At 58.0% G+C, this 21,291-nt stretch carries 14 protein-coding genes; 5 read left to right on the top strand and 9 right to left on the bottom strand.

The features are described from left to right. Positions 1 to 16: 16 nt before the first annotated feature. From IEW09_RS15870 to ccsA, 6 genes are all read right to left on the bottom strand, one after another. Entirely contained in the window at positions 17 to 667 is a 651-nt protein-coding gene (locus tag IEW09_RS15870; protein WP_188555142.1) for a trimeric intracellular cation channel family protein, read from the bottom strand. Between the two features lie 59 nt (positions 668 to 726). After that, a complete protein-coding gene (locus IEW09_RS15875; RefSeq protein WP_188555143.1) occupies positions 727 to 1,734 on the bottom strand; it encodes an NAD(P)-dependent alcohol dehydrogenase in 1,008 nt (335 codons plus the stop codon). Between the two features lie 181 nt (positions 1,735 to 1,915). Further along, complete coding sequence (gene hemC, locus IEW09_RS15880; RefSeq protein ID WP_188555144.1) at positions 1,916 to 2,881, bottom strand: hydroxymethylbilane synthase; 966 nt, start codon at positions 2,879 to 2,881, stop codon at positions 1,916 to 1,918. Between the two features lie 281 nt (positions 2,882 to 3,162). Next, positions 3,163 to 4,182 carry a FecR domain-containing protein gene (locus IEW09_RS18805; RefSeq protein WP_188555145.1) on the bottom strand — a complete coding sequence of 340 codons (1,020 nt, stop codon included), beginning with the start codon at positions 4,180 to 4,182 and terminating at the stop codon, positions 3,163 to 3,165. 539 nt (positions 4,183 to 4,721) lie between these two features. Next, entirely contained in the window at positions 4,722 to 6,041 is a 1,320-nt protein-coding gene (gene hemA, locus IEW09_RS15890) for a glutamyl-tRNA reductase (RefSeq protein WP_188555146.1), read from the bottom strand. Beyond that, positions 6,038 to 6,847, bottom strand: coding sequence for a cytochrome c biogenesis protein CcsA (ccsA, locus tag IEW09_RS15895; RefSeq protein ID WP_188555147.1), 810 nt, complete (start codon positions 6,845 to 6,847; stop codon positions 6,038 to 6,040). The genes hemA and ccsA overlap by 4 nt, the downstream gene beginning before the upstream one ends. A 123-nt stretch (positions 6,848 to 6,970) precedes the next feature. Between ccsA and IEW09_RS15900 the strand changes: the two genes are divergently transcribed. Further along, on the top strand, positions 6,971 to 7,765 hold the full coding sequence (locus IEW09_RS15900; RefSeq protein ID WP_229739368.1) for a glutaminyl-peptide cyclotransferase: 795 nt from the start codon (positions 6,971 to 6,973) through the stop codon (positions 7,763 to 7,765). A 47-nt stretch (positions 7,766 to 7,812) separates the two neighbouring features. Here the strand turns inward: IEW09_RS15900 and IEW09_RS15905 are convergent, their stop codons facing one another. Continuing rightward, positions 7,813 to 8,193 (bottom strand): VOC family protein, encoded by a 381-nt coding sequence (locus tag IEW09_RS15905; RefSeq protein WP_188555149.1) that lies wholly within the window; start codon positions 8,191 to 8,193, stop codon positions 7,813 to 7,815. A 183-nt stretch (positions 8,194 to 8,376) separates the two neighbouring features. Between IEW09_RS15905 and mutS the strand changes: the two genes are divergently transcribed. The 3 genes from mutS to IEW09_RS15920 are packed head-to-tail and all read left to right on the top strand — an operon-like array spanning position 8,377 to position 13,978. Then, the gene (gene mutS / locus IEW09_RS15910) at positions 8,377 to 11,187 is read left to right on the top strand and encodes a DNA mismatch repair protein MutS (protein WP_188555150.1); all 2,811 of its coding nucleotides are present in this window, start codon (positions 8,377 to 8,379) and stop codon (positions 11,185 to 11,187) included. 2 nt (positions 11,188 to 11,189) lie between these two features. Next, the gene (locus IEW09_RS15915; RefSeq protein WP_229739369.1) at positions 11,190 to 12,377 is read left to right on the top strand and encodes an anhydro-N-acetylmuramic acid kinase; all 1,188 of its coding nucleotides are present in this window, start codon (positions 11,190 to 11,192) and stop codon (positions 12,375 to 12,377) included. Next, on the top strand, positions 12,374 to 13,978 hold the full coding sequence (locus IEW09_RS15920; RefSeq protein WP_229739370.1) for an ABC transporter substrate-binding protein: 1,605 nt from the start codon (positions 12,374 to 12,376) through the stop codon (positions 13,976 to 13,978). Before IEW09_RS15915 ends, IEW09_RS15920 begins: the two co-directional genes overlap by 4 nt. 103 nt (positions 13,979 to 14,081) lie before the next feature. Here the strand turns inward: IEW09_RS15920 and IEW09_RS15925 are convergent, their stop codons facing one another. Together IEW09_RS15925 and IEW09_RS15930 are read right to left on the bottom strand one after the other, a co-directional pair. Next, entirely contained in the window at positions 14,082 to 15,170 is a 1,089-nt protein-coding gene (locus IEW09_RS15925) for a tyrosine-protein phosphatase (RefSeq protein ID WP_188555151.1), read from the bottom strand. A gap of 121 nt (positions 15,171 to 15,291) precedes the next feature. Then, on the bottom strand, positions 15,292 to 18,771 hold the full coding sequence (locus IEW09_RS15930) for a TonB-dependent receptor (protein ID WP_188555152.1): 3,480 nt from the start codon (positions 18,769 to 18,771) through the stop codon (positions 15,292 to 15,294). Positions 18,772 to 18,920: 149 nt separating this feature from the next. Here IEW09_RS15930 and IEW09_RS15935 point away from each other — a divergent pair, with 149 nt between their 5' ends. Then, positions 18,921 to 21,179, top strand: coding sequence for a beta-propeller domain-containing protein (locus tag IEW09_RS15935; RefSeq protein WP_188555153.1), 2,259 nt, complete (start codon positions 18,921 to 18,923; stop codon positions 21,177 to 21,179). Positions 21,180 to 21,291: the final 112 nt, after the last annotated feature.

Below are 21,291 nucleotides of genomic sequence, written 5' to 3' on the forward strand. Positions count from 1 at the left end.
CGCACGCAGGCAATCTCTAATGCGCGATCACGCGGGGCAGGTTCCAGTGCTGCCACACCGCAACCATGCGAAGCACAAAGCAGGCAGCCGCGCCCACGCTCATTACAAGTCCACGAGGCAGCTTTATTCTTATGCCCACCACCACAACAATCGCGCCAGCCAACGCCGCGGCTGCGTACACGTCTGTTCGCAACACGGCGGGAATTTGTGCAAGCAGCACGTCACGAATCGTGCCGCCGCCTACCCCGGTCACGCCTCCCATCAACACCGCGATCAGGGGATTGATGCCAAATTCAAGCGCCTTCTCCGCTCCAGCCACAGCGAAAAGTCCCAGGCCAGCCGCATCGAGAGTGATCATCAATGGCTGCGGGACGTTTTGAAAGAACTGGTAGAAAAAGAAGACCGTGCCGCCGCCGGCCAGAGCCGTCGCACCATAGCGCCAGTCGCGAATGCTGTTGGGCGGCACCGCGCCGATCAGCATGTCGCGGATGATTCCTCCGCCCAGCGCAGTTGCAAACGACAGAACCAGCAAGCCAAGAATATCGAGGTTCGCCCGGATCGCCGTCATCGCTCCTTCCACGGCAAAGACATATGTTCCCAGCAGATCGACCGCTAGCAGCAGGAAGTCAGGATGATATCGGGCAAACCTGCGCCGAGCTTCCGTCATGCATCCTCCGAAAAAAGGCGAAAGCCGAAGCTCTCGCCTTTTCATCTCACACGGCCATGCTAGTTGGCCAGAACCGCCCTGTATCTCACTTGATTTTTCTTCACCTTCGCCACGGCATCGTTTGCCTTGTTCATGGCAAAGCGCTCGGTAATTGCTTTGACTCCGTGGCGCGCAGCAACATCCAGCATCTCGTAAAGATCACGCGGGCTGCCGGTCGGGCTTCCTGAGATAGCCCTTTGCGCTCCCAGCAGCGAGAACGCCTGAATCTGTATCGGCGACGGAGGAACGCCGACCACGCAGAGCATTCCCTTGGGACGAAGCGCATTCACATACCCTTGCCAGTCCTGGTCCGCGCTCACGGTCGAGAGCAGAAAATCGAACGACCCCGCGACCTTCTTCAGCGCTCCCGTGTCCTGCGTGTTCAGGAAGTGATGTGCTCCCAGCTCCCGCGCCTCTGCTTCTTTGTCCTTCGAGGTCGAAAATGCCGTCACTTCGGCGCCAAACGCCTTGGCAAATTGAATTCCGAGATGCCCCAGCCCGCCAATTCCAATCACGCCCACACGAGACGACGGACGGATCCCATGATTTCGCAGAGGACTATAGACCGTAATTCCCGCACATAGCAGCGGAGCCACATTTTCGCTCTCAAGCACTGCGGGCACCGGAATCGCGAATCGAGCATTGACGCGAATCCTGTCCGCGTAGCCTCCATTGCGCCCGACGCAAGTGGGTTGCGATTTGGCGCAGAGGTGCTCATCGCCCTGGCGGCACCACTCGCACACACCGCAGCTATCCGCCTGCCAGCCCACGCCGACCCGGTCTCCCACCTTCCGGTCTGGTACGCCGCTGCCCACGGCAACTACTGTTCCCACGATCTCATGGCCTGGGATGAATGGATATTTGCTGAATCCCCAGTCGTTGTCGATCAGGTGGATATCGCTATGGCACACACCGCAATGCGAGATCTTGATCTCGACTTCGTTCGCCTGCAACTCACCTGGGTCGTACTTATAGGGCAACAAATGCGCACCGGCCGCGTGCACAGCCAAACCATGTATCTCACTCATTTGAAGTCTTTCCTTTGGGTGCCTGATGTACTCGTCCACACCCGTTGTCTGATGCTACAACATCACCCTTGACAAAAATATTTCAACCCTCGAGTGCGGTTGGCATAAAGCTGCAAAATCTTGCGAGATAAGCTGTTGCGCTCGTTGCCGGATCAGGGAAGCGGTTCAACTTAATGGATTCTCAGGCATTTAGCAATTCCAAAGCGCCCTTCGACTTCAGATCGTCGGCCACCCAGCGACCCAGGCATTCTGCCGTTGTGTCGAGGGGGGCGGCAGTGTCGATCTGAATCATGGCTTCGCCGTCCGGTGCGAGCACCTGGGCAAACATGCGCCACTTTTCGAACTCCGGAACACAGTGGATGCCAATGGGAATTGAGCAGCCTCCGCCGAGAGCGTCAAGGGCGACACGTTCGGCCTCGACGCAGAAGCGCGTCTCAGGATGATTGAAGCAGGCGACTGCCTGACGAATGTACGCGTCGCGGCCTTCGTCGATGACGTGCTCGGTGCTGCGGGTTTCGATGGCCAGCGCGCCTTGACCGGGCGCGGGACAAAGTTCTTCGGGGGAGAAGCGATGATGCACCCATTCGGCGCGCTTGAGACGGTCGAGACCGGCGGCGGCGAGAACCAGAGCGTCGCATTGGCCAGCTTCGAGCTTCTTGAGGCGCGTGTCGATGTTGCCGCGAATGTCGACGAACTCGACATCGGGACGCAGGGCGAGAAGTTGGGCGCGGCGGCGCGGGCTTGTTGTGCCGATTTTTCCGTTCAGGGGCAGCGTGTTGAGCGACCAATAAGGCTCGCAGACCCAGACATCGCGGGCGTCGGCGCGTTTGGGAATGGCCGCGAGGGTGAACTGCGGCGCGAGTTTTGTGGGCAGGTCTTTGAGGCTGTGGACGGCGAGATCGATGCGACCTTCTTCGAGCGCTTCCTCGATCTCCTTGATAAAGATGCCTTTGCCATCGAGGTTTGGGGGCGCGACAAAGCCGGGTTGCTGCATGCGATCGCCGGTCGTGCGAATGACCTCAAGCTCGACGTGATAACCAGCGTCGCGCAGGGCATAGAGAATGTGATTGGCTTGCCAGAGCGCAAGCTGGGAGCCGCGTGAACCTATGCGGATAGGATTTTTGGGGTGGTTAAATTCGCTGCTCATAGGTTTTGTTTTGATTGTAGGCGAGTGATTGCATTTTGGTTAATTGCGATAGTTTTCGACTTTTGAAGGTGGGTCCCCACCCCCTGTACTTAAAGTCCAAAAGTCTTCAAAAGAAAAGGCTTAAGTCCAGACAAGGGTACAGACCTTTTTCGTTGGCTGCGTTAAACAGCCCTGATCTGCGGGGAGGATTTGTCAAGTTTTCTTATGCTGGTATGGGGCGGTCAGGCGGCAAAAAAAATCTGCCGGCTGAGAGATCAGCCGGCAGATAGAGGCTTTGTGGTTTAGCGGTGTCCGCCGCCGCCACCTCCACCACCGTGGAAGCCGCCGCCACCGCCTGCACTGCCGCCGCGAAAGCCGCCTCCGCCTCCCTGGTAGCCTCCGCTGGGGTGAGCGACGACGTGACCGTTATCACCCCTGACGGGGCCGGGATGAGGATGGCTGTATCCATAGTTTCCGCGGTAGCCATAGAAGCCGGGACGACGATAGACGAAGCCGCCGCCGTAGATGTAGTAGGGCGAGTAGAAGCCAAAGCCGAAGGGGTTCCAGAACATTCCGTCTCCGGGGAGCCAGGTGTAGCCGAAGGGGCCGCCTGCCCAATACCAGCCGGGGGTGAAACCACCGTATCCGGCGTACGAGGATGCAAGATCGATGTTGGCGTCACCGAGGTAGGCGGAACGGAGGCTGCTCCATTTATAGAGGTCGTCGTTCTTGGCCTGATCCTTGTCGAAGCGTTGCGGTTTGATGGCTTCGCCGTTCAGGACGAGCTGACGGCCGCCTTTGACCTCGACGGGTTTGATGTTGGTCTGGAGGTTCTGCCCGGGATAGACGGCAGCCTTGCCGTCGAAGACACGGACGATCGAGTTGTTGGCGTCGAAGCCATAGAGGCCATGCTGGAGCAGTTGGGTCTGGCCGTTGGGGAGATCGATGAGGACGGTGTTCTGCTTGTAGATCTGGTCGACCTCGACGCTGGCGTTGCCGCGTTCTAGCCTGACTTCGGTGTGGGTCAGATCGGGCGAGACCATCTGCACGGTGCTGTCGTCTCCGAGGCGAAGGAAGATGCCGGGAGTGAGGAGTATCTCAGCTTTGCCGTTGGCGGTGGCAATGACCTGGCCGGGCTGCATCTCGGTTCGGCCTACGGAACGACGGGAGAGTTGGTGGCCTTCTATCGAGGCTTGTCCTTCTACGTAATTAAGAGTGCCGGGGCTGGCTGGGTTCGCGTTCTGCCCATATTGGCCGAAGGCGGGCGCGCACAGAGTCGCCAGAGAGAGAACCAAGAGCGCTTTGAAGTTTGGTGTCGACATTGTTGCAACCTCTTTACTTTAGATGCGGCGATGACTGAAAGGTCACAGGGAAGAGGTTTGGAAGCTATTGAAATAGCAGGAGATAGCGCGCTAATCGAACGCAACTATTTTTGAGATTGCGGGTTGACCTCTCAATATGCTGCGTTGAGTTCAACGTGCCGGCTCTTTCCGGAGAGCGCGGGTAAAAGGTATTCAAGACGAAATACAGGGTCTCTCCACTACGCTGCGCTTGCACCCCAACGAGCAAGCTCGTCGGGGACCCCGCAGCTCCGGTCGAGATGACGTGGGTTTGTGGTTGGTGGAGAAGAGTGACAACAATGGGATTCGATGACATACCCCAGGGGCTAAAGCCCCCTTTCCCTTGATTGTTTTGAGAGGCCAAGGCTGAAGCCTTGGCGTACCTAGAGGCAACAGCAGAGGCAACGGCAAAAGCAACGGCAGAGGCAACGGCAAAAGTGATGGCAGAGGCAACGGCAAAAGCGATGGGAAATGTGGGTGTTTTTCGCTGCGCTCAGAATGACGAGCTTTTTGTGGGACTCTTAGTCTTCTGTGGGGTCTGATTTTGGGTCGGATTGGCCGGTGTAGAGGCGCTGGATGTCGGCGAGGGTTTGGGCGTCACCTTGTTGGGCGGCCTGACGGATACCGGTGAGTGGGTGGTGGAGGAACTTTGCTGTCAGCGAGCGGGTGAGGGCTTCGACGGCTTCGCGCTGGTCGGGAGTGAGGTTGGCGAGTTTGGATTGAGAGCGGCGCAGCTCGGCTTGGCGGATGGTTTCGGCGTATTGCTGTAGCGACTGAATGACGGGAACGGCGTTGAGGGTTTGCAGGCGCTGGAGGTACTTGTCGACCTCGCGGGTGACGATGGCCTCGGCGGCTTCGGCTTCGCGGCTGCGGTCGGCGAGATTGGCCTGGGCGACCTGCTGGAGATCGTCGATGTCGTAGACGAAGCAGCCCTCGACCTCGTTCATGCCGGGATCGACGTCGCGGGGAACGGCGATGTCGATGAAGAACATGGGGCGGTTGCGGCGGCGGTGGAGAAATTGTTGACCGTGCGAGCGGCTGAAGATCTTTTGTGGCGCGCCGGTGGAGGTGATGACGATGTCGGCGCGGTCGGCCTGTTCGTAGAGTTGCTCGAAGGGGATGATCTGGCCGTTGAACTCTTTGGCGATCTGCTCGGCCCGCGATTGGGTGCGGTTGGCGACGAGGATGGAGGCTGCGCCTTGTTGGATGAGATGACGTGCGGCGAGCTCGGACATCTTTCCGGCGCCGACGAGAAGGACGGTCTTGCCTTCGAGCGTGTCGAAGATCTTGCGGGCGAGATCGACGGCCACGGAGGCGATGGAGACGGAGCTGGAGCCGATCTGGGTGTCGGTGCGGACGCGCTTGGCTACGGTGAAGGCGCGTTGGAGCAGACCTTCGAGCGTGGTGGCTACTGCGCCTACTTCGCGGCCTGTGGTGTAGGCCTCTTTGACCTGGCCGAGAATCTGCGGCTCGCCTACGACCATGCTGTCGAGCGAGCTGGCTACGCGGAAGAGATGGCGGACGGCTTCGCGCTCGCGGAACTCGTAGAGGTGAGGCTGGAGATCGCTGGCGGGGATGTTGAGGTATTCGTAGAGGAAGTTGAGGGTGCCAGGGTTTTCGGGCTGGGCTGTATCTTGTACGGTGAGCAGCTCGACGCGGTTGCAGGTGGAGAGGATGATGGCTTCGCGGATGCCGGGCTGATGGGCGAGGGCGCGAGTGGCGTCGGCTAGGCGCGAGGGAGCGATGGCGAGGCGCTCGCGGACCTCGATGGGCGCGGTGTTGTGATTGATGCCGAGCAGGATGACAACAGGTGAGCCCGGCGCTGTGGGATTTTTCGTCATGGCGCGGTGAACCTGTGTACGGCCGAAAGTTGGTTGGCTGCCCATACAGCGAGGACGACCAGGAAGACGAAGCTGGAGAGGTAGACGGCGCGGCGTCCACGCAGGCCGGAGTGGCGGCGGATGAAGATCATGCCGATGTAGGCCAGCCACATGGCGAAGGAGAGCAGGACCTTGGGGTCGAGGAAGTAGGTCGAGCCGATGGTTTGTTGCGCGATGACGGAACCGATCAGCAGGCCGGCGGTCATGCAGGGAAGGCCGAAGAGGAGTGTCTTAAGGGCGATCTGGTCGGTGGTTTCGAGTGGGGGCAGCCACTTGAAGGCGGGAGACTTTTGCTTGAGGCGGCGCTCCTGCACGAGATAGAGCAGGGAGGCGAGCAGCGAGAGGAATAAGGCGGCGTAGGCGGCGAGGAGGAGTGCTACGTGGAGGAAGATCCAGCCGGTGTGCAGGTGAGGGAAGTAGGTCGCTTCTTCGCCGGGACGGAAGGCGGGGATGAGGCCAAGGAGGAAGCAGATGGGAAGGATGAAGATGCCGAGGGAAACGGTTTTGTATCGGGCGCAGATGAAGAGGAAGGCCAGCGCGAGGACGAGGCCGAGGAAGGATTGGGTCTCGTGGGTGTCGACGGGGAGGCGGTGGTGCGCGGCGTTGAGCATCTCCATCAACGAGACGAAGTGGAAGAAGATGGCTGCTGTGGTGGCGGGGATGGCGATGTGACGCCAGCGGGGACGGTCGTACAGCGCCGCCGGAAGGACGGCGAGCGAGGCAAACGCGTAGAGGAGGACCGCGACTCTGAGCCAGAGGAGGGACATGGTTGGTTCGTTCGCTTTGTGGCGAAACTTAAGTATATCGGGTATGGAGGGCTTGAGCGGCGGTTACGTCTTTCGGCTAGTCTTAGGGATGTCTCTCTGCGTGCAAGGATGTTGAGAATTGCAATGAAATTAGCTGGATTCCGATTCTTGTTATTTGCTGTGGTGTTGCTTGTGGCGGATGTTGCGGTGGGGTTTGCGGCGGGGGCGAGTGCACCGGTAGAGGGGTATCGGGTGGTGCATGCTTATCCGCACGATGGCTCGGCGTTTACGCAGGGGCTGGTGATGATCGATGGGATGCTCTACGAGGGGACGGGGTTGAATGGGCGATCTTCGGTGCGGGCGGTGGATCTGGCTACGGGGCGGGTGCTGCAATCGGTGAAGGTGCCGGACAGATATTTCGGCGAAGGGTTGACGGACTGGGGCAGCAATTTGATCGAATTGACGTGGCTGGCGCATCGCGGATTTGTCTATGACCGCTTTAGCATGCGTCTGGTGAAGACATTTGAGTACAAGGGCGAGGGATGGGGGCTGACGCATGACCGCCAGAATTTGATTATGAGTGATGGAACGCCGGTGCTGCGGTTTCTCGATCCGGTGACGTTTAAGGTGGTGCGGACGCTTGCGGTATCGGATGGCGGGAAGCCGGTCAAGGAGTTGAACGAACTGGAGTACATTCACGGCGAGATCTATGCGAATGTGTGGCAGACGGACAGGATCGCGCGTATTTCTCCAGTGACGGGCGAGGTGATCGCGTGGATCGATCTGAGCGGTTTGCTGGGGAATGAACCGAGGGATGGTAATGCGGTGTTGAACGGCATTGCGTATGACCAGAAGAACGATCGCCTGTTCGTGACTGGAAAGCTCTGGCCGAAGCTGTTTGAGATCAAACTGGTGCCTGAGACATCGGCCTCGAAATAAAGAGAGGACAGTGCCTGAGAAATATCTTCATCGGGCACTGCCGGTACTTATCGAGTCCGTTCGCCTACATCGATGCGGTTGCCGTCTGGGTCGGCGAAGACGAAGGCCCGCTGGCCATAGTCCTTTTCCGCAAGGGACTTGATGATGCGTACCCCTGCGGATTGACATTTGGCGTAAAGAGCCGCCGCGTCATCGACAAACATGTGGGCCACATTCACGACCGTAGCCTGATGATCACGCTTCTGGCTGAGGTGCAGCTCGGCAGCATCCTTTTTGAGCACCATAAAGCCGACCGGGCTTCTGTTTTCGAATATCTTCTTGAAGCCAAGTACTTGTGAATAGAACGCAAACGCTGCTTCAATATCCCGCACGGCGATACAGGGCGCTATGCGGCCAAATACGATCTCTTCAACTGGTTTTTCACTCATCGCTTCTGTCCTTTTGGTGAGCCGAAGGCGGCGATGCGCCCGCTTGGGTTGGGAGCGGTATCCAGTAGCAGAATACTATGCGCTGGTTCTACAGCCAGCTTGCTGCAAGGTTTCACGCCGTCGGCAACTTCCAAGGAAGGCAGCGGCGAGCGCAAGGGTGCGGTATTCTGGCCATTCCTGTTTATGGCAACTGAAACGACAAATGACTCGACCCTGACGCCGGTGATGCGGCAGTACTTCACCGCGAAGGAGCAGTATCCCGACTGCCTGATGTTCTGCCGCATCGGCGACTTCTATGAGCTGTTCTATGAGGACGCGATTACCGCTTCGCGCGAGCTGCAACTGACGCTGACGGCACGTGACAAAGAGAAGAAGCAGCCGATGTGCGGCGTTCCTTTTCACTCGGCGGAGGGTTATTTTCAGCGGCTGCTGCGTAAGGGCTACCGCATCGCCGTCTGCGAGCAGATCGAAGATCCCAAGCTGACCAAGACGATTGTTCGCCGCGAGGTGACGCGGGTGCTGACGCCGGGGACCGCGGTCGATCCCGCATTGGGTGCGGAGCAGAGCAACTACCTGGCCAGCGTCGTAGTCTTCGATCGATGCGTCGGGCTCGCACTGATTGATCTCTCTACGGGAGAGTTTCGCGCCACCGAATTTTCAGGCGCAGATGGCTGGGCGCTGGCCGTCGATGAACTGGGAAGAATTAAGCCGGTGGAGTTGCTTTATGCCCAGAATGGCCTGACCGGGATAGCGGGGAAAAAACAGGTCCTCGGCTTTGTGAAGGATGAGAAAGTTTCACGCGGTCGCACGGAGAGTAATGGCGATCCGAAAACCCACGTCTCAGATGCGGGACGCGGGGCACCCGGTCTGGAAGAGGAGGAGGAGAGCTCGGCTGGACTCGATGCGATTCGAACCAAGACACCGCTTGAAGATTGGGTCTTTACCGCCGACTATGCCGTGCCGCTGCTTAGAAATCAGCTTCGCGTGCAGTCGCTCGATGGCATAGGACTGAGCGGGCACGACGCTGCGGCGATAGCGGCAGGCGCACTGCTCCATTACATGCGCGCGACCAAGCAGGGAGGTCTCGAGCACATCGATGGCTTGCGGTTTTATGAGCGATCGACGTGCCTTGAGCTCGACGCGGTCAGCGTAAGAAATCTCGAGCTGGTCGAACCGCTCTTCTCGGGCGAGTCTGCACAGACAACCCTGTTCTATACGCTCGATGCGTGCTGCACGCCGATGGGCAAACGCCTGTTGAGGTCCACGCTACTGCGTCCTTCGAGTGATCTGTCGGAGATCAAGGCTCGATTGGAGGCGGTGGCAGAGGCGACTGCCGATCTGCGCAAGCGCGAAGAGCTGCGGCGGTCGATGAACGGCATGCTCGATCTGGAACGTCTGCTGGGCAGGATTGCGCTCGATTCGGCGGGACCGCGCGAGGTGATGGCTCTGGCGGGAACGCTGGGATGTTTGCCGGGGATTTTGGCTGCGGTGAATTTGTTTGAAGCTGGGCTCTGGCGGAAGCTGAGTGGCGTCGCTGCTGCGGAAACCCATGTCCCAGAGGCGGGACATGGGGCACCCGATTCTGGCGCCGGCTTCGATGCGATGGAAGACCTACATGAGCTGATCGTGCGCTCTATTGCGGATGAGCCTCCCGTGTCTCTGGCCGACGGCGGCGTGATTCGCGCGGGAATCGATGCGGAACTGGACGAGTTGCGCGAGTTGTCGCGTAGCGGACGGCAGGCGCTGGTGGCGATCGAAGAGCGCGAGCGGCAACGCACGGGGATTGGATCGCTGAAGGTTCGCTTCAACACGGTCTTTGGCTATTACCTCGAGGTGACCAAAGCGAACGCAAAGTCGGTCCCCGCCGACTACGAGCGGAAGCAGACGCTCGTCAATGCGGAGCGCTTCACAACCCCTGAGTTGAAGGAGTACGAGACCAAAATTCTGACCGCGCAGGAACGCAGCGGCGAGATCGAGCGCAGATTGTTTGCCGAGCTGCGGCGGCAGCTGCTCGACGCTGCAAAGCGCATGCGAGATACAGCGCGTCGCGTGGCAGAGATCGACATGCTTGGCTGCTTTGCTCATCTGGCGGCGCTCCGCGGATGGACACGCCCTGAAGTCGATGCCGGCGGCGTGCTCGAGTTTGCCGGAGCGCGGCATCCGGTGGTGGAGCGGCGGCTCGAAGAGAGTGGCAGCACTCGCTTTGTGCCGAACTCTGTGCATCTCGACGCAGATGCGGGACCTGCGGTGCTGTTGATTACTGGACCGAATATGGGCGGCAAAAGTACCTATCTTCGCCAGAGCGCTCTGCTTGTAATCATGGCGCAGTGTGGCTGCTTCGTCCCGGCAGAGCGCATGAGAGTAGGGCTCGTCGATCGTATCTATACACGCATCGGCGCAAGCGACAACGTGGCGCGTGGCCGCTCGACCTTCATGGTGGAGATGACGGAGACGGCGGCGATTCTGAACACTGCGACGAACCGAAGCCTGGTGCTGCTCGACGAGATGGGTCGTGGAACGGCCACTTACGACGGCCTCTCTCTCGCATGGGCGACGGTTGAGTATCTGCACGATCGTATCGGCGCGCGCACGCTGTTTGCCACGCACTACCATGAGTTGACGCTGCTGGCCGAGCGGTTGTCGCGGCTGACGAACCTGCGGGTGACGGTGAAAGAGACGCAATCGGGGATTGTGTTTCTGCACACGGTCGAGGCGGGTGCTGCGAGCAAGAGCTATGGCATTGAGGTAGCGCGGTTGGCTGGCTTGCCAACGCCAGTGATCACTCGCGCCCGCGAGGTGCTGAAGGTGCACGAGCGCGCAGAGACACAGCAGGTCCGCGAGTCTGCGCCATCGACGCCGCAATTGCAGATGACGATGTTTACGCCGTTGTCGCAGAAGATTGTGGATCGCCTGGCCGAGGTCGATGTGGACGGCTTGACTCCACGTGAGGCGCTGAACCTGCTGGCCGAGTTGCAGCGCGAGTTGAAGGGGTGACGATGCCGAAGTCAATGGTGGTAGCAGGCGTGATGAGCGGAACTTCGGCGGACGGAGTGGACGTGGCTCTGTGCAGAATCTCTGCTGCCAGAGATTATGGAGACTCGCCCCGAATCAAGTTGCTTGGCCACGCCGGGTTTCGCTATTCAAAGGCAGTACGAGCGGCGGTGCTCGCAGCGATGGATGCAAAGAATGCGTCTGTGGCAGACCTCTCGCGGCTGAACTGGAGACTGGGCGAGATTTATGCGGACTGCGTGGAAAAGGCGAGCACACGCTTGGGAATTAAGATCGACCTGATTGGATGTCATGGACAGACGATCTACCACCAGGCGGTAGCGGAAAAATATTTAGGATCTCCAGTCCGATGCACATGGCAGATGGGCGAGGCAAGTGTGATTGCTGAGCGCCTGCGCGTGCCGGTGGTGAGCGATTTTCGCCCAGCAGATATGGCAGCAGCAGGACAGGGCGCGCCTCTGGTGCCTATGCTGGACTATGTGATGTTTCGGTCTGCAAAGGTAAACCGAGTCCTGCAGAATCTTGGTGGCATCGGAAACCTCACGGCCATTCCGGCAGGCTGTGCCATCGACGGCGTCATGGCGTTCGATACCGGTCCGGGAAATATGGTGATCGATGCCTGCATGCAGCGCCTTCGCGGAAAGGCCTTTGATCGCGGCGGAGCCGTGGCGCGGCAAGGGAGGATTATCTCTTCTGTATTGACGAGCGTTTTAGCTGAAGAGTATTTCTCTGCTTCACCTCCTAAGAGCTGCGGGCGCGAACAGTTCGGAGCCGACTTCGTCTCACACGTTATTTCGGTGTGCCGAAAGGCACGCGCGAACGATGCGGATATCGTCGCAACGGCAACGGCCTTAACCGCGGAGTCGGTATCGCAGGCTTATCAAAGATTTGTTTGGGCGCACCTGGGAACCGCCGCTCCGTTGGCTAAGACGGAGTTCGTGGTCGCCGGAGGCGGCGCAAAGAACGCTGCGCTGATGACGATGCTTGGCGAGCGTCTGCAACCGCTCGGAGTAAAGATACGGTTGATGAGGGAGCTGGGTGTTCCGGGACAAGCCAAAGAAGCGGTAGCGTTCGCAATGCTGGCGTGGTTGACGTGGAACGGTGTTGCCGGAAACGTCGTCGCAGCCACAGGAGCGAAACGGCCAGTCGTGCTGGGCAAGGTGACTCACGGATGACGCCGCCGGTCTTCTTCGCGAGCAGGCACGTTGGTGCAAAGAAGGCGCGAAGATTTGTCTCGTCATGCAGTTGGCTGTTGTTGTTCATCTGTTTCGTGCTTGCTGGTTGCCGCTCGCAGAACGACACTCCCGGAACCGTAGTGATGGTCATTGAGAGCAGCCCCAACAACCTCGATCTGCGGCAGGGAACTGACGCGCAATCGGCTCGGCTTGGCAGCCTCATCTTCGATTCGCTGGTACGCAAGGACGAACATTACAATTTGCGACCGTGGCTCGCCACTAGTTGGGAGCAGCCTGACGCGCTGACGTGGGTCTTTCATCTGCGCGACGGCGTGTACTTTCACAACGGCAAACCGCTGACGGCTGATGATGTGGCCTACACGATCAACAGTCTTATTGATGGAACGCTGGTGACGGGGAAGAGCGGCAACTTCGCCTCTGTGCTGAAGGCTGAGGCGCGCGATCGGCTGACTGTTGTAGTGCACATGAAGCGGCCTGATGAGGGACTGCTCTTCAATATGAGCGACGGCCTCTTCGGTGTCGTGCCCAGCGGCACTGGAAGCGACTTTGGCTTACACCCAATAGGGACGGGGCCTTTTGAGTTTGTAAGTGCCGTGCAGGACAAAGACGTAATCCTCAAGCGGAACCCGAACTATTGGATGCAGTCTCCACCGCCGCCCGCAGGCGCGCATCGCGTCGAGCAGGTTCGTTTTGAAGTGGTGCCCGATGCAATCACAAGTGCGTTGGAGCTGCAGAAGGGATCGGCTGATCTCGCCAGCAATGTTCTGACGCTCGACATGGTTCACCAGCTTCGTCGCGACCCCAATCTGCAGGTGGAAACAGGTCTCGGTTCGCAGGCCTTCTACCTCACCTTCAATGTGACCGATCCTTTGTTGAAGGACAAGCGTGTGCGGCAAGCGGTGGCTTGCGCCATCGACCGGCAGGCCATCGTGCACGACCTGTGGCGCGATCAGGCGAGGGTTGCGAATACACTGCTGCCGATCGGGCATTGGGCCGCGGCAAACGAATCGGAGATGGTGCAGTATCCGCACGATGTTGCGCGTGCGCAGCACCTGCTCGACGAAGCAGGCTTTCATGCGGGCAAAGACGGTGTGCGTCTGACGATCACGCTGAAAACAAGCACAGATGAGTCGACTCGTCTGATGGCGATGGTGTTGCAGCAGCAGCTGCGGACAGCTGGGATTCGCCTGAATATACGCTCGGCGGAGTTTGGAACCTTTTACTCCGATGTCACGCGCGGCGCCTTCCAGATGTATGCACTCAAGTGGATCGACAGCAACGAAGACCCCGACATCTTCCACTACGCCTATGCGACGGAGAGCTTTCCGCCGCGAGGAGGCAATCGCGGACGGTACTCCAACCCGAAGCTTGACGCTTTATTGAGTGCTGCTGCATCGGAGACCGACCAGCAGAAGCGCCGTGTCGAATACATTGAGGTGCAACAGATTCTCGCTGAGGATCTGCCATCGATTCCGCTCTGGTACCCGAACAACGAGGTGGTGCACACACGGCGTGTTCAGGGCATTCGACAACGTGGATCAGGCAGCTTCGAGTTTCTGCGGGATGCATGGGTGCAATAACGATATTTTGGACAGCATAGATTTTGAAAGTATGAACTTACGAGAACCGATGAGCCGCTTATCTGGGAACGGCTCATCGGTCACGCTTGCACAATATCGAGGACTAATTGGTCAGTAGACGGTTGCGCAGTGTCTCTGCATCCGCGTCGGAGACGTGAAGCGCTGTGCGCCGATAGTTGTCGAAGGAGCCATACTTCGTGTCGATTGCTCGAAGCATGGAGCGGAGGTATTCGGGATCGGCGGCCATCATGACTTTCTGCTGCTCGGGAGTTAGCTTCGTCATGAAGCTGGCGCTGTTCCCGCTTGCCGCCGTCATTTTTTTGAGCGCGTCTGGGCCAGCCTCTCTGATATAGCGATTGGTCAGAGCATAGTCATTGAGCACAGTCTGCTCGGGTACGCCGAGGGTGAGTAGAACTAACGCGCTGAAAACCCCCGTGCGATCCTTGCCTCCGGTGCAGTGATAGAGCAACGGCAGTGATCCATCTTTGAGCTTTGCAAAGAGTTGGGCATATTCAGGTGCAGCGGAGAAGGCGAAGTTCGCGTAGATCTTCGTCATCCAGTCACGAAGCTGATCGGGCGTCGGGTTGGTAGCGAGCAATTTGCGCATGGACGCGGTGGCGTCCTGATTCTTTTCGTCGGTGCCTATGGGCAGAGATATATGCTCAACCTGGGCATCGGGAATCCAGGTTTCAGGAGCAGCAGCATTTTCGCTGGGGGTGCGAAAGTCGCAGACGGCATGGATACCAATCTGATTGAGGTAGTTATAGTCGGCTGGCGTTAGGTAGGTCAGAACGCCGGAACGATAGAGCATTCCCCAGCGCACAAAGCGACCGTCAGTGGTTTCGTAGCCGCCGAGGTCGCGGAAGTTAGGTGTTCCTTCAAGCGGAAGATGGCGGATGGATACCTCGCGTTGTTCTCCGCTATCAGCCTTGAGGAAGAAGAAGACTCGCTCGCCGGGTTTGCCTGCCTGCACTGTTGCGGTAGACTCGCCGGTCTTGAGAAGTGCGGGACCGACAGGGTGCTGAGCATCGGTGCTCGCATAGATCGTGACCGCATGAGTGTCGCCGGTGAGGGTATAGCTGAGCTTGTATTTGTCGACTCCGATTTGGGTGCAGTCAAGATGGGTAATGTCGGCATGTACGAATGTGGAAGCGGCGACGAAAAAAACAGTCGCAACAATCTGTTTCAACATAAGGTAATCCTCTCAGGGTGTATGTTTGGTTGTTTATTGAAGCCACGGCGCATCGTTGCATTTCGTATCTCGCTACCCGGCCAGTGGTAGTTTCGATGTATAGCTGGGAGCTAGATTGCGACTAGAAACTGAGGCGAAGTCCTGCCTGTATCTCTCGCGGTGTGTTGGCCTGGCTCAGGAAAATCTGACCGAAGCTCGACGATGCGATGCTTGTATTTGGTCCGGCGAACTGGACGCGGTTGAAGGCGTTGAAAAACTCCATACGGAAGTCCAGCGCATATCGCTCTGTGAAGAAGAGTTTTTTGGCTGCGAGCATATCGAAGTTCTTCGTGCCCGGGGCGCGTACGTTGGCCAGATAACGCGGCGCGTTACCGAACTGGAACGATGGTGTCGGAGTAAAGGCAGCGGGGTTGAAGTAGTAGCTGCCATTCTTCATGGTGCGTCCGCCAGGTACTGCAGTCGAAAGGCCCGTGACATTGGGACGCATTGATGTGCCACCCCCAAAAGAGTTCGAGAAGTTGGGACTCGAGACAGCGATTGGTGCACCATCATCGTAGGTGAAGAACGCGCCTAGGGTGAATCCACCCGCGGCCTGACTAACCCATCCTTGGTTGGCGAGGGGTTTGCCGTGGCCGAAGGGAAGCTCGTACTGACCGCTCAGGCGGATAACGTTGGGCAGGTCTTGCTGTGAGATCGAGCGCTCACAGGGAATGCAGTTATTGTCCTGCGCTTGCGCGGTGACAAAGTAGTCGCCGACGTCATCCATCATTTTGCTATGCGTGTAGGTGAACAGAAGAGCGAGGCCCTGGGAGAAGCGGTGTTCCACTGAGAGTTGCATTGCGTGATACGACGACTGACCAACACTCGACGTCGCGGTCATATTTTGGAATTGCGGATGTGGTCGCAGCAGTTGACCATATTGCACTGTTGGCGCGCTCAGCAATGAGGTGCGGTCCGTGATGACTCCGTAGAAGGGGTTCGGCACGGTGGCAAGGAGCTTGGAGCCGAGCGAGAGATCTGCGTCGGGAAGCTGGTTGTAGTTGACCGGCGTATATAGATGCAGGCCGTTGTTGCCGACGTAGCCGAGCGTCACGACAAAGTTGCCGGGCAGTTGCCGCTGTATATCGAGCGACCACTGCTCGCTGTAGCTGATCTTCTGTTGGCGCGGAATACCGGAGATGCTTTGTCCGACGAGCGTATTCAGCCCGAGCGAATTTCCAGTTGGCTGCGTAAGCCCGTTGGGGAAAGGATTGGCCTGGTTGAACTGTGGAGTGACACCGTTAGCGAGTGCCGGGTTCGATGTAGTAGCGGCTGCGAAGCCTGCACTCGCATTGGCGAGATCCGCGGGCGGCGCATGAAAGATTCCGAAACCTCCGCGTACTACTGTCTGTTCGTTCCAGCGATATGCGAAACCGACGCGCGGGTCGAAGTTTAATTTCTGTGCAGTCTGCAGGCGCGGACCTACGCCGTTAGTGCCAACGAAGCCCGGACCGCCGGTGAGATTGCCAAGCGAGCTGACCTTTGAGTTGAGTGGCGATGGCGATGCCAGATCAAGAAAGACGTATTGGTTCTTGTTCTCTTTATCGGGCAATTCGAGGTTATAGCGCAGGCCGTAGGTGAGAGTCAGCTTCGGCGTGATGTGGTAGTCATCCTGCGCGTAGAAGGCGTAGTACGGATGGCTGTAAAGAAAACCGGGTGCGTAGCCGCTTGTAACCGTACCTGTGCCTAGTAGTAGATCTGCGATACCTGAGCCTGAATCGCCTACGGCCGCTTGTGGATTAGGGCCGCCAGTGAAGTTGCTGTTCGCTGTGACCGAAACCTCTTGCGCAATGTTCAGTCCGGTGGGGAAGTAGCGGAAGTCGAAGCCATACTTCAGCGAGTGTTTGCCTTTGAGCTGTGAGAGCGCGGCGGCGTACTGGTAAACAGTACCGAAGTCGGTCTCGAGACCACCTTCGGGGCCGATGCTGCTGATACGGTTCGCTGTAACTACAGGGAAGCTGAGCGCTGTGAGACCTGCAACTACATTGTTGTTGAAACCGAGCTTGGTCGGGTTATATCCAAGCGACTCTGGCGTGCGGTTCGATTCCTGGTGAGCATAGGTGAAGTGATGTTCGAAGACGAGATTGGCATTCAGCACCCAGGTATGGTCGCCCATAATGTTGTAGCCGGGGAGTCGCTGGCTGCCGGGCTCGTATGAAAGGCCGTTGCCGTAAGGGTCAGGATAGATGTTGTTACGCTGAAACCAGTTGAAGCGGGCGAAGATCGAGTGCGCGTCATTGATGCGATGGTCGATGCGCAGGTTGACGATGTTCTGGTTGCTCGCTGTCGTCGCGTTTGAAAAATAATTATTCACCGAACTGAGCCCCTGTCCGGGCTGGTTGGGAGATGGATAGTTCGAGAGGATGTTGACTCCTGTCGCATCAAGGAACTGCGAGGGAATGACGTTGCCCTGAAAAGGCGTACGAATGTAGCGCGTCGTGCCAGCAGGAGCAGTAGGGTCAAGCATGGTCGAACGCGGATCGTAGATGACAATCAGGTTACCGTTAGCATCGCGGGTCTGAGAGAAGTCTCCCTTGCGCTCAAGCGCGGTGGGTACGGTGCCGAGAAAGCTGCCAGCCTGGCTTTGACGCAGCCCCTCGAAGGTCGAGAAGAAAAAGGTGCGGTTGGTGCCGTTGTAAAAACGCGGCAGAATGACCGGACCGCCGAGCGCATAGCCGAACTGGTTGCGCTGGAAGTGCGGTTTTTTGAGACCAGCGGCATCGGAGTTGTAGCTGTTGGCATCGAGCGTACTGTTGCGCAGATACTCGAAGACGCTGCCATGGAGCTGATTGGTGCCGGACTTGGTGGCAAAGGTGACGATACCTCCGCTGGTGCGCCCCCACTCGGGTGCGTAGGCGGTGGTCAACACTTTGAACTCCTGTATGGCGTCAACCTGCGGAACATCGGCGATGGCGTTGTAGTCATACAGTGTGGTGTTTGCTGCACCATCTAAGAGACTTTCAGTGGTAGAGAGCTTGCTACCGTTGATCCGGAAGGTATTGGTATATGCCTGGCTCTGGTCGTTATTGCCGGACTCTGGGCTATAGGCGGTGACGCCTTGTGCAAAATTTACCAATTGCAGCGGATTGCGGATATTCAACGGTGTGTTCTGTACAAACTCACTCTCGATCACATTGCCACGATCGGGATGATCGGTGACAAGCTCGGGTGCAGTGGCGTTGACCTGGATGCTCTGTGACTGGCTCTCGGGCGCGAGTGTGACGTCGACCGAGCGGGAGCTGCCAACCTCGAGCTTGATATTTTCGAGAGTGAACTTTGCGAAGCTCGGGGCCGAAGCGCGCAGCACATAGTTGCCCGGTGCGATGGGGGGAAAGAGGAAGTAGCCATCGTGGTTCGTTGTGACTGAGCGCGTCTCGCTGGTGGTATAGCTGGTGATTGTGACGGCCGCGCCTTCGACGGGGAGGCCGGCATTATCCATGACGTGACCGTTAACAGCGCTGCTCTGCGCGAAGGCCGCAACGCCTGACAGGACACAACATAGAACTATGCGCAGACCGAAGAGAACAGACGCGATCCATGTGCGGCGAGAAGAAGGTTGCAAGGATTTCATTGGAGAAGCGATGTAGAGGCTCATGCCTTCAATCTGGCAGTCTCCTGAGGAAAATGCGTCGTATCGGCCCGTAAAATGGGGTTACACGCGGGGATAAAGCCCTTCAACAGATATTAACGTTCGATGATTAACCTTTGGTTATGATCCGACATGGCGAAGTTGACGCTCAGATGCAGCGCATTCTGGAGTCGTCGATCTTCGTTAGTGCTGCACGGTCAAGACAGTTTCTTGAGTTCTGCGTTGGGCGCGCGATGCGTGGCGAGACCTCCGATCTAAAGGAGACGACGATTGCCATTGAGGTCTTCCTGCGCGCGGCGGATTACGATCCAAAGGTCGACCCCATCGTACGTGTGCATGCGCGACGAGTGCGCGAAAAGCTTGATCAGTACTATCGCACAACCGGTGTAAACGACCCGATCAGGATTAACCTGCCTAAAGGCGGCTATGTTCCGCAGATTCTTCGAACGCTTCCCATTCGCAGAACCGAGTTCGCAGATTGGGGAGAGCAGCTTCCGGACGAACGTCTAGCATCTCTCTATGATTGCAGAGCCTCCTCGATGCATCATCTTGCGACCAGCGCACGAGTTGCCGAGCCTGCATTACGAAAACTAAAGTTAATGACCGGCGTAATCTTTGCCGCTCTGGTGGGCTTTGCCATCGTCTGGATATGGTGGGGACAACGGCACGTTGCCGCCGCATCATTCAACGCCTTGAGCCCCGTCGATCTCTTTGCCGGAAACACGACCGATTCTTCGTGGTCGCCTGACGGCAAATGGTTGGCAGCGGCCATGATTCCGCGCGGTGAAGATACGTCGCACATATACATTCAGAATGTACGCAACGAAACTCCGCCCGTGCGCCTGACCGAAGGTTCACTTTCGGAGACGAGGCCAGTGTGGTCGCCTGATAACCACGAGATCGCTTTCGTACGTCGCATCGACATTTCGCACTTCGAGATTGTGCGCTTCAACCTCGCGACCAGGGCCCTGAGCGTCGTGGGCAGATTCGTCTCTTACTGGCCAATTCTCGAGGATCATCCTGCGCTCGACTGGTCACCGGATGGCCGGTCTTTGCTGACCACGGAGCAACCCATTGCAGGCAATCCGATGCGTATCGTGTTGGTCTCGATCGCGACAGGCGAGCGTACCTTCGTCACCTCGCCGCCGGTAAACTCAAGTGGAGATATCGATGCGAAGTTCTCGCCCGACGGTCGATGGATTGCATTTCGGCGCGGCGGCCTCGGCGATCTCTACGTGGTCTCGGTCGAAGGCGAGCAGGTAAAACCCGCGACACGACTAACCTTCGATACCAAAGGGGTACGTGGCATTGCATGGATCGATCATGGCCGTTCCATCCTCTACGGTACCCAGCGAAGTGAGACTGAACCTTATGGGCTATGGAAGATTGCCAAAGATGGCGGTATGCCGCAGCCAGTGACGCCGGCTGACTTCGACGCCATCAATCCAGCAGTTTCTCCTAGCGGTGCGCTGGTCTTTGAACATAGGCAGCTAGTCACGGAATTGATGGAGCAGCCAATCGCGACAGGTGGTGATGCACATCTGTTGTTGACATCGGATAAGTCCGACTCCTCCCCCGCCTACTCTCCAGATGGAAAATCCATTGCATTTGTCAGCACACGCACGGGATGGGGTGAACTCTGGCTCTATCGCACAGGCTCGAGCGCGCCGGTACAGTTGACACACTTTCGCGGCGAAGGCCTGGTTTTCATCCCCTCCTGGGCACCTGACGGCGGTTCACTCGCATTCAGCTTTCGCAAAGATGGCGCCACGAACATCATGGTGTATAACCTCGCCAGTGGCAGCATGCGTACACTCACCGAGACGCGCCATCGCGACTTCAATCCTGTTTACAGCGCTGATGGCAGGTATCTCTTTTACTCATCAAACGACGACGGCACATCGCGGATATGGCGCATGCATGCCGACGGTACGGGCCGAGCCGAACCGTTGTTCGTCGAGGCAGTATCGAGCTTTCTTCCATCGAGCGACGGGCGCTGGCTCTACTTCATCGAGCAGGACGCACAGCTTTCACTCTGGCGCAGAAGCCTTATCGATGGCTCGACCGAGCAGATCTTTCATGTTGCCGGCCGCGCGACCTTTGTGGATAATCTTGCGATTGCTGGCAATCGCGTGTATCTCGCGGTGTCACAGAGCGACCTGTCTGTCTCAGACCTCTTCGAGATCGACTCTACTGCGAAGCATGCCCACGTCGTTGCTCATCTGCGCGATCTTCCTCCGCTTTCCGAGTCCGGAATAGCCGGCTTCTCGATCAGCCCGGACGGGCGCACGCTGATTGTCGATCACACGAGACACTACGCGACCGAACTGTATGAGGTAAAGCAAGGCCTAACCATGCCTGGAGAACAATACGGCGATTGATTCAGAAGCGTGTGTCCGGAAATCGATGGACGCTTTCTACGCTCATCTCTATTGAGATACCGATTGCCGCCTTTTATCCCTCATTGCGGTTTTCCAGCCGCAGTCCTCTACT

It is taken from the genome of Edaphobacter dinghuensis, assembly GCF_014640335.1.
Classification (GTDB): Bacteria; Acidobacteriota; Terriglobia; order Terriglobales; family Acidobacteriaceae; genus Edaphobacter; species Edaphobacter dinghuensis.